The following is an 8,760-nucleotide window of genomic DNA, read 5'->3' on the forward strand; positions in this document are numbered from 1 at the left end:
ACCCTGTCCCTTCCAGACTGGCGAGGGAAGATAACAGAATTCAATGGGGCGACCAGGTTGGTGGAAAAAAGTTTTCCCGAGCCCCGCAGTCTCACTGTCGGAAAATCTTACAACAAAAAAACGAAAGGCGGTGCCCATTCGCACCGCCTTTCGTCAGCAAGGTTCTTGCTATCTCAATTACTCTTTCCGGCGCCGCTTGGCGTAGGCCAGGCCCATCAGGCCAGCGCCGAGGAGAAGCAAGGTACCGGGCTCGGGAACAGGGGCATATTCAACAACCCGCACGTTGTCGAGAGCTGCTCCGTAAAAACCGGGGTCACCAGAGATATCCCCAAAATAGAGCGTGGTAAAGAAATGAGTAGCCGTAAAATCAAACCATTTGGTTTCCCATCCCATGTTATCAAGCGTTTTGCCAGCAGTGTCGAAGGTGAAAGTATTTGCCATGGCCGGCGGATATATAGAGGCCTGCAATGTTTTGATGGTTGGCCCTCCGTCGGGATTTCCTGCCATATCAAACAAAACGCGGTAACTCTGGCCCACCATGGTATCGAACACAAACCCGGCCATCGTACCACTAGTACTACCGCTCAGGTCGAGGCTTCTGCTCCCATCTGAATGTTGCCAATAGTTCTGAATCCAGTCAATTGTGCCGCTAACGATGGTCCAACCTTCTATCGCTGTACTGCCGGCGCTCAAGGTACTATAGCTGCCAAGATCCCCGGTGCCCTCAAAACTCCCGTTGGTGATGACCAAGGCGCTTGCCAAACCTGCTGACCCAAAAACCAACAAACCTGAAGCCAGCAAACCTGCCAGTCTTTTTTTCATTTTGTTGCCTCCTCCTTAAGAATATATCAACTTCAGCCGTTTCCTGCCTTGTTGGTTAGCCATATTCGTGCCAACCAAATATCTTATTGTTTTTATTTTGTTTTCAGCCTCAATCGCCCACACGGCCCAGATTTTGTAAAGTTTTTCGACAACCATGAAACCGCCCAGGGAACCCTGGTGACTCGTTGATTTCCGCACCTCCCGCACCTCCTTTCCTTTACATTGCCGAACACGCCACGAGCCGCACGCATCGACATTTCGGGAGTAAGACCGTAAAGCGCCTACTTGCGGAACGCGGAAGGTGAGCTATCTTTGCCCTAAAGCCGGAAATATTTCCGAAGGCTGGGACGAAACGAAAAATTCGTCGGCCAACAAGGCAATCCGGCGGCTTTCAGCAATTTTCCATATCCTATTAAATAGTCCAGCGGACCAGGTCACGTACCAATAACCTTAACTCGAAAGGAAAAAAGGCCATGCGTTCTCTACTGACCGTTGGTTTACTTGTTTGCCTGACAATCGCCGGTTGCGGCGGCGGCTCAGGAGGATCCGGCGGTGGCGGAACGCTGGTCACGAACAGAGCACCGGTGGCCAACGCCGGACCGGTCCAGAACGTCGCCGCCGGCAGCACCGTCACCCTCGACGGCAGCGGCTGCAGCGATGCCGACGGCGATCTGCTCACCTACGCCTGGAGCTTCGTCAGCATTCCGGCGGGCAGCCAGGCGGCGCTGTCGAACATGAGCGCCGTCAACCCGAGCTTCACCGCCGATTTCGCCGGCAGCTACGTCCTCAGCCTCGTCGTCCACGACGGGACGGTCGCCAGCGCCGCCTCTACGGTGACCGTCGTTGCCGCGACGGGCAATTCCGCGCCGGTGGCCAATGCCGGCCCGGACCAGAACGTGGCGACCGGCAGCGTCGCCACTCTGAGCGGCAGCGGCAGCAGCGATGCCGATGGCGATCCGCTGACCTATCTCTGGACGATCACGTCCGTGCCCGTTGGCAGTGGCGTAAATGCCCTGTCGAGCGGCACCGTCGTCAACCCGACCTTCATCGCCGATGTCGACGGCGCCTATGTGTTCAGCCTGATCGTCAACGATGGGACGGTGAGCAGCGCCGCCGACTCGGTCACCGTCACGGCCGCCACCGCCAATTCGGCGCCGGTGGCCGACGCCGGACCGGACCAGTACGTCATTACCGGCAGCCTCGTCACCCTTGATGGCAGCGCCAGCAGCGATGCCGACAGCGACCCGCTCACCTACGCCTGGACCCTCGTCAGCCGGCCGGATGGCAGCAGCGCGACTCTTTCAAGTACCACCGCCGGCAACCCGACCTTCACCGCCGATGTCGACGGCTTCTATGTGTTCAGCCTGGTCGTCAACGATGGGACGGTCGCCAGCGCTGCCGACACCGTCGTGATCAACAGCGTCGCGGATTATTCCTCCCTGTTCCAAATCGATGGCCAGGCGGTGATCTTAACGAGCGGCACTGAGCTGTATCTGGCAGGCTCCGACTTTTCAGCGCAGATTAAGAACATATCCAATATGCCCTTTGATTGTACTCGTGCAGAGTTACGTTATGCGAATTTGGTTCAAGACTTCACCGAAGATCCGGCCTTCCTTAGCAGTGGTCAGATTGATCCGGGAGAAATGTTGGTCTCTAGGGTTATTTTGGACAATGATGTGCAGGTCGATCCAGATAACGATTTTTTCGAATTCCGTTATTATTTGACACGCTCCGATACCGGTGAAAATTTCATTGTGTTCCATCGATATTGAGTGATTTGATTTCAGAAACCGTTAGATAACGCAATTTCACCTTGGCTTACTGATTGGCCGCCGGTCAGCTTATGTCTGACCGAGCGGCTTTTTTTCCTGAAATGCCAGTGAGCATCGTACCCGCAGCAGCCGACCTCCACCGTCCTGCCCCCCAGGTGCAGCTTGGCCGTTATGCTGGATGGCTCAGAAAAGTAGAGTGCCATGAAGGTGAAACGGTTACTTCGCACCCTAATCGCCCTGATCGGCCGACCTGAGCGGATTGACAGAGAATTACGAATACTTTTACAATCAGTCCACAGGTCAGCAGCGTTAAGTGTCCCCTGCGCCACCGGTCTGAATCTACAAACAGGGTGAGGGTCCTGTCGGCAAACTTTACATCAACATAAGCCTGTTGTGTAAGCACTCGCAATTATGCAAATATTTTCATTGGCACGGTAGTTGAAGTATATTCAAATAACTTGAATTGGCGCCGGCCAAAAACCAGAGAGGGGAGAGGAGGTATTGATAATGAAAAAATCTCTAATCATAACAATGGTAGTTTGCGGTGTGCTGGCCTTTGGCATACAAGCACATGCACTTTTCATCAGCCCTGGCGGCCAGACTTATGACGGGGTTACCAACCCGACTGCTTCACCGCCTTCCTCTCAAGACAACATCAATGCTGTCATCCTTCCGCTTATGGGGAATGTCGAGGAATTAACCTTCAGCTTCACCCCAAATGCAGATGAGTCTGGCGGGACAATCAGTAACATTATAGGCGTTCCGGATTGGCTGTTAGTCAAAGACGGAAACCACTCTCCCTATTGGTATTTGTTCTCAGTGCCCGAACTGGGGGGCAACGATAATATTATATTGTCGGGATTCTGGGTCGAGCAAGGCGCCATTTCACACGTAAACCTGTACGGCGCCGCCCCAGTCCCCGAGCCGAGCACGATTCTTCTCCTCGGCGCTGGCCTTGTCGGCCTCGCTTTTTACGGCAGGAGGCGCACGAAGGCATAACAATTTCTTTCCCAGAAAAAGGGGAACCTCCCGGGGTTTCCCTTTTTTTTGTCGTTGGGTGCCAATCAGAAAGATTTTTTCATGCAAGCCATCAGTGGCGCCCTTCCAAATTGAATCATCAGTGTATGGCTTAATTGGCGGAATGATGACTGATCACAATTACCAGGGGATCCATTGACAAAACCAGCTTTCCCCCGGATTTTTCCATTCGCTCTGTTCATGCTTTTTATCGGCCTGGAGGAATTCGCCCGCTACCTGCAGCGCCGGGAGATCCTCCTTGTCGGGGAGCATGCTCTCTACTGGCTCTATCCGGTCAAGGCCGTCGTGGTCGGCGCAGTCCTGATCTATTTTCGCAAGCATTACCAGGAGATTCGTTTCAGTGACCTGGGCAGGTCTGCCTTCACGGTGGCAAGCCTGCTTGCCGGCTTGGGGATTTTCTGGCTCTGGATCCACATGGACTGGAGCTTCGGCACCCTGGGGACTCCAGCCGGTTTCAATCCGAGTGTTTTCGACGGCCCCGCAAGAGCGGGGATGACGGCGGTACGCCTCGTCGGAGCTGTTCTGATCGTCCCGGTCATGGAGGAGCTCTTCTGGCGCTCGTTTCTGCTGCGCTACATCATCGACAGTGATTTTGCAAAGGTCCCGATCGGCACCGTTTCCTGGACCTCCTTCCTGATCACCGTCGTCCTGTTCGGCCTCGAGCATAATTATATCCTCGCCGGGATGATGGCAGGTGCGGCCTTCAACCTGCTACTCTACTACACCCGAAGCATCGCCCAGTGCATCCTGGCGCATGCGGTGGCCAACCTAGCACTGGGAATCTACGTGCTGCAGACGGGGGAGTGGCGTTTCTGGTGATCCGCAAAAAGGCCTGCACCAGCGCCTGGGGAAAAACGAGACAGGCTCCTCCGGGCCAAATGACCACGAAAGAGCCTGGGGGATAACTTTCAGGCGGAATTTATTACGGCGAAAGAGGGGCAGTGGCCTGGTCCAGAGAAATCCTCTCCAACGCCTCCACCATCCGGGGATCATAACAGGTCCCCGCACCTTTGCGTATCTCATCTAAAGCTTCCTGCGCCTGCAGAGCCTCGCGGTAGGGACGACCTTCGGTCATGGCGCAGAAAGCATCGACCACAGTCAACACCCGGGACAGGAAGGGGATCTCCTCACCCTTGAGCCCGCCAGGGTAGCCGCTGCCGTCGAACCGCTCATGGTGATGGAGAATGATGCCGCGGACCGTTGCCGAAGGCTCGATGCCGCCCAGGAGATCGAGGGTGGTGTAGGGGTGCGACCGAAGGCTTGACTGCTCCAGGAGAGACAAGGGCTCTTGTTTGTTCAAAACGCCCGCATCGACCAGCATCAGACCGAGATCGTAGATCATGGAGATGTAGAGGGCCAGTTCCCGCTCCTCGACATCAGCCCCCAACTGCTCCAGCAGGCGGCCCATCAGACGGGATTGCCGCCGGTCCTTCTTCGGATACCGGCGCTCGGCGCTGAGCAGGGTCTCCAGCGAGGTCAACAGACGGCCCAGGTCATCATCGCTCCAGGAACCGGTGTAAATATTTTCGACAAAGGCGGCGATTCTTGTGATGAACACCGTTCCCACCTGCAGGTCCTGCTGGGTGAAGGAGGTGCCGTTCTTCTTGTTGTTGAGGTTCAGCACGCCGACAATCCGGTCCTGAACCTTGAGGGGAAGAGAGAGCAGGGATCTGGAGTTGTACTGGGTGTCCAGGTTCTTCCGGGCGAAGCGGGGGTCGGTCTCGATGTCCTCCACCAGGAGAGGCCTGCCCTCCTGGGCCACCCAACCGGCGATGCGGCTCGGTGCACTGATTCGGGTCCGCTTGACGATCTCGTCGTCCAGGCCCCGTGCACAGTTGATGACCAGGTCGCCGCTGAGCTCGTCCGCCAGCATCAGTGAACAGGTGTTGACCCCGAACAGCTCGGACGTGAAGTCGAGGACCAGTTCCATGGTGGTATTGATCGCCGCCTCGATACGGTGCCGGCCAATCTGGGGAATCTGGAGGGAAATGCGGCAGCCGTCTTCCCGATTCACCCCGTTCAGCAGCCAGCCGTGGACCTCCGCCGTCCTGCGTGCCAGGTGCAGCTTGATCGCCCCGCCGGTTTGCTCGGAAACGTAGAGTTCCCGGAAAGCGAATTGGTTTTTCAGCACCTCATCCGGCAAACTCGCCGAGAAATCGAGATCGAGTTCGACCACCTCCCCGAGGCGGACCGAGATGGTCCCCCGGCACCCCTCGGGAAGAAAATGCACGATCCCTTCCAGCAGGTTGATGAAGAGTTGGCTGACCAGGACCTTGTCCCCGACGATATCGAGGGGTTCGGCGGGGAGGTCGAGCTGCAATTCCAGGCTTTTCTTGCTCAGGGCGGTACGCAGCAGACGGGAATTCAGGGTTTCCTTAAGGGTGTCGGCGAGGTGGATAACGGTCTTCTTGATGATGCGGCTCTCATCCTCGACGCGGAGAAAATCCAGCTGTTTTTCGGCGATGGCGACCAGTTTGTCGGTCTCGCTGCCGACGATGCCGAGGAATTCCTTCCGCTCCCAGAGAGGGAGATCGGCGGCGCCCTGCAGATGGTAAACGGCGCCCTTGATCGAATTCAGGGGAGTGCGCAGTTCGTGCGAAATGCGGGTCAGAAACTCCGACTTGCCGACATCGGCATCGATCAGCTTGCGGTTGGCATCCTCCAGGTCGGCTGCCTTGGCCTTGAGTCTGTTGACAAGAACGGCATTTTTCAAGGCGACCGCGGCCTGGGCGGCAATAATCTGAGCAAGGGCAAAATCGTCGGCGCCAAAGGGCCTGCCGTCCGTCCGGTCATTGATGTTCAGCACGCCGATGACCTGGTCCTTGCCCAGAATGGGGCAGCTGATAAAAGAGCGCGTCGCGTAGCGGTCTCTGCCAACCTGACGGAACCGCTCGTCCGTTGCGATATCTTCGACCATCATCGGCTCGGCGCTCTGCGCCACCAGTCCGGCGATCCCCTCTCCCATCTTGACACGGTAACTGCGGGCCAGCTCATAGTCCAGACCTTGCGCACAGTAAATGTAGAGTTCCTGATGGCCATTGACCAGCATGAGGGAACCCTTCCCGGCGCCAGTATGCCGGATGGCCAGCTCGAGCAATAGACGCGAGACGGTATTGTTGTCGTCGGTAAGGACGATAGCCGCAGCTATCTCTTGCAGGAGCCCGAGGAGATGGGTGCTGGTTGCGGGGATTTCATAAGATTTTTCCATTGGCCTGCCCGGGCGGTCATGGAACGCAGAGTTGACAAATTATCAAGAATATTAGTAAAGCAAAAAACGTGCTAACCCACAGACAGTGAAAATACCGACACTTTTCAGACCACCCAGATAGGTGGCAATTTTTTCGACACGAAAAAAGCCGGGATCGTTGACGATGTTCCGCCTCGATGCCGGCCATCGCCCTGGACGGATAACCAGGTCAACCCAAATCCCCAAGGGCATACTGGACGACGGCGGCGCCGATGATGGCGGCGGTTTCGGTGCGCAGGATGCGCGGCCCGACAGAAACCGGCAGAAACCCCATCTGCCGGGCATCTTCGACCTCCTCCGGCGTGAAGCCCCCTTCCGGTCCCACCAGGAGAGCGATCCGGTCAGGGCGTTCGCCGTTGAGGGCTTCGCGCAGACTCCAGGGGGCATCCCCCTCGAACAGCATCAGCTTGAGATCGGTGTGACTGGCGAGATAGATCGCCTCGTCCCAGGCGACGACCGGATAGAGCTCAGGCAGCATGGCGCGACGGCACTGTCTGGCGGCCCGCAGGATCACATCCGGCCAGCGGTGCGACTTGCGCTGGCCGGAGTCGCGCTCTTCCAGGGTGGTGGAGCGTTTCGACATGTAGGGGACAATGCGGGCGACACCGACCTCGGTGAGCTTCTGCAGGATAAGCTCGAAACGCTCCTTTTCCGGCAGTGCCTGGTAGACCTCGATGGCGACTGGGCTTTCGACGGGGCGGGTGAGGGTCTGGAAGGGGATCACGTTCGCGCCCTCCGGGCCGAGGCGGGTGAGGCGGGCGCGGTAACAGGTCTGCCGGGGGTCGACGACGGTAATAATCTCGCCCGGGCGGGCCTCCCAGCAAGCCAGCGCACGGGCGGAATCGGCGGAAAGGCTAAGCTCGGTGGCCAATACCGGCACCGTCTCCAGCCGCAGCAGGCTCTGCCGCCCGCCGCTATTGACGCATTCGGGGGTCAAGGCCTGCCTCCCGGTAGCGGGCGAAACGACGCCGGGCGTCGGCGGCCAGTTCGTCCTCGTAGAGTTCGGCAAAATCGACGACATGCTCGAACTGACGGATAAAATCGAGGGAGCAGGGTTTGCCCATGATCAGAATCTGGGCCGCATTGGGATTGCGCTCGCCGGTACCGATGACCACCGGCTCGTCCAGGCAGTCGACGGCGCCGTTGTCATAGGCATGCGGGACAAAAGAGCCCTTCTGCCAGGTCCACATGAAGCGGTCGAGAGTGACTCCCTGATTGTCGTCCTGGACCGTAATCAGGACCCGCTTGCCGCCGCGGAAATATTCATCGGCCAGTTCGCAGAGATGCCTGGCCTTCTCGGGCTTGCGCAGCTTGATGAATTCGACTCTGCTCATAACGAGGTCCGGAGGGGCCATAGGTCCTATAAGTCTTATAGGTCCTATGAGTCCTATGCTTTCACTTTCGCCTGCGCCGCTTCCGCTCCCAGGTCGATCGCTTCGATATTGAGGGGGATGAAACGATGGTTGCGCTCCGGCAGGACCTCCTCCAGTGCGGCTTTGAGACTGGCAAGAGCAACCGCACCGGTGCGCTCGGCGTAGGCGCCGATGGTGATCATGTTGACCAGGCGTGCGTCGCCGACCGCGAGCGCCATTTCATTGAGCGGCAGGCAGAGGATATCGATGTCGTCTCTGGCCCCGGGGGAAGTCTCGACCAGCGAGGTGTTGATCAGGCAGAAACCGCCGGGGCGGACCCGGTCGTAGTATTTCTCCATGGAGAGCTGGTTGAGGATAAGGGCGGCGCCGGGCCGGCCGATCACCGGCGAACCGATCTCCTCGTCGGAGACCACCACGGTGCAGGTCGCCGCACCGCCCCGCTTTTCCACCCCGTAGGCGGGAAAGTAGGAGGCGTTTTTCCCTTCGCGAATGGCGGCATAGGCGAGCA

At 57.8% G+C, this 8,760-nt stretch carries 8 protein-coding genes; 3 read left to right on the forward strand and 5 right to left on the reverse strand.

The features are described from left to right. Positions 1-177: 177 nt before the first annotated feature. Positions 178-822, reverse strand: a complete 645-nt coding sequence (locus tag VD811_02190; GenBank protein HXV19783.1) for a choice-of-anchor C family protein — start codon at positions 820-822, stop codon at positions 178-180. A gap of 473 nt (positions 823-1,295) precedes the next feature. Between VD811_02190 and VD811_02195 the strand changes: the two genes are divergently transcribed. The 3 genes from VD811_02195 to VD811_02205 all read left to right on the forward strand — a co-directional run bounded on the left by VD811_02195 (position 1,296) and on the right by VD811_02205 (position 4,451). Further along, complete coding sequence (locus tag VD811_02195; GenBank protein ID HXV19784.1) at positions 1,296-2,594, forward strand: PKD domain-containing protein; 1,299 nt, start codon at positions 1,296-1,298, stop codon at positions 2,592-2,594. Positions 2,595-3,101: 507 nt separating this feature from the next. After that, complete coding sequence (locus tag VD811_02200) at positions 3,102-3,593, forward strand: PEP-CTERM sorting domain-containing protein (GenBank protein ID HXV19785.1); 492 nt, start codon at positions 3,102-3,104, stop codon at positions 3,591-3,593. Positions 3,594-3,767: 174 nt separating this feature from the next. Continuing rightward, positions 3,768-4,451, forward strand: a complete 684-nt coding sequence (locus VD811_02205; protein ID HXV19786.1) for a CAAX prenyl protease-related protein — start codon at positions 3,768-3,770, stop codon at positions 4,449-4,451. Positions 4,452-4,554: 103 nt separating this feature from the next. Here VD811_02205 and VD811_02210 read toward each other — a convergent pair whose 3' ends face one another. The 4 genes from VD811_02210 to VD811_02225 all read right to left on the reverse strand — a co-directional run. Further along, on the reverse strand, positions 4,555-6,840 hold the full coding sequence (locus tag VD811_02210; GenBank protein ID HXV19787.1) for a GAF domain-containing protein: 2,286 nt from the start codon (positions 6,838-6,840) through the stop codon (positions 4,555-4,557). A gap of 208 nt (positions 6,841-7,048) precedes the next feature. Continuing rightward, on the reverse strand, positions 7,049-7,816 hold the full coding sequence (locus VD811_02215) for a 16S rRNA (uracil(1498)-N(3))-methyltransferase (GenBank protein ID HXV19788.1): 768 nt from the start codon (positions 7,814-7,816) through the stop codon (positions 7,049-7,051). Then, a complete protein-coding gene (locus VD811_02220; GenBank protein ID HXV19789.1) occupies positions 7,794-8,213 on the reverse strand; it encodes a DNA polymerase III subunit chi in 420 nt (139 codons plus the stop codon). Before VD811_02220 ends, VD811_02215 begins: the two co-directional genes overlap by 23 nt. 53 nt (positions 8,214-8,266) lie before the next feature. Beyond that, positions 8,267-8,760: 2-oxoacid:acceptor oxidoreductase family protein (locus tag VD811_02225; protein ID HXV19790.1), on the reverse strand; the 494-nt coding region annotated here is incomplete at its 5' end.

The sequence above is a fragment of the Desulfuromonadales bacterium genome, assembly GCA_035620395.1.
GTDB lineage: Bacteria > Desulfobacterota > Desulfuromonadia > Desulfuromonadales > DASPGW01 > DASPGW01.